The organism is Pseudomonas kitaguniensis (genome assembly GCF_009296165.1).
GTDB classification, from domain to species: Bacteria; Pseudomonadota; Gammaproteobacteria; order Pseudomonadales; family Pseudomonadaceae; genus Aquipseudomonas; species Aquipseudomonas kitaguniensis.
The window spans coordinates 1-752 of sequence record NZ_VUAZ01000001.1 but is presented as its reverse complement, the minus strand read 5'-3'; the positions used below and the strand labels follow the sequence as shown (position 1 = coordinate 752).

Genomic DNA, 752 nt, shown 5'->3' with positions numbered 1-752 from the left:
TGCTCAACCTTGAGCAGGTCGGCCCAGATCTGCGCCAGCAGGGTTTCCACTTCACCTTGTGGTGCTTCGTAACCACGGCTGAGCAGCGCGTCTTGGTCCGGCAGCGGCAGCGCCTTGCGGTCGACTTTGCCGTTGTTGGTCAGCGGCAGGTTGTCCAGGCGCACATACGCGGCGGGCACCATGTAATCCGGCAACTGCGCTTGCAGATGGTCGCGCAGTGCTTCGATTGCAACCGCATCGCGTTCAGTGAAATACGCCACCAAGCGCTTGTTTCCTGGCTCGTCTTCACGCGCCAACACCACCACGTCCTTGACCTGCGGGTGTTCGCCCAGCAAGGTTTCGATTTCACCGAGCTCGATGCGGAAACCACGGATTTTTACTTGCTGGTCGTTGCGTCCCTGGTACTGCAAGGTGCCGTCGACACGCCACGCTACCAGGTCGCCAGTGCGGTACATCAGGCCAGCGTTGCTGAACGGGTCGGCGAGGAATTTCTCTGCGGTGAGGTCCGCACGGTTCAAGTAGCCCAACGCTACGCCTTGGCCGCCGATATACAGCTCGCCAGTGACGCCCACCGGCACGGGTTGTTGACGCGCATCCAGCACGTAGGCGCGGCTATTACCGACCGGGCGCCCGATAGGAATGCTGCCCTCGTCTGCCCGTTTGATTTCATAGGTGGTCGAGAACGTAGTGGCTTCGGTCGGGCCGTAGCCGTTGAGCAAATACGTGCGGTGCGCCGTCTTTGAGCACCCGCG

At 61.4% G+C, this 752-nt stretch carries 1 protein-coding gene; it reads right to left on the bottom strand.

Annotated features, from left to right (window positions below):
* Positions 1-752 (bottom strand): AMP-binding protein (locus F0169_RS00005; RefSeq protein ID WP_152745063.1); only part of this gene is annotated, 752 nt, incomplete at both ends.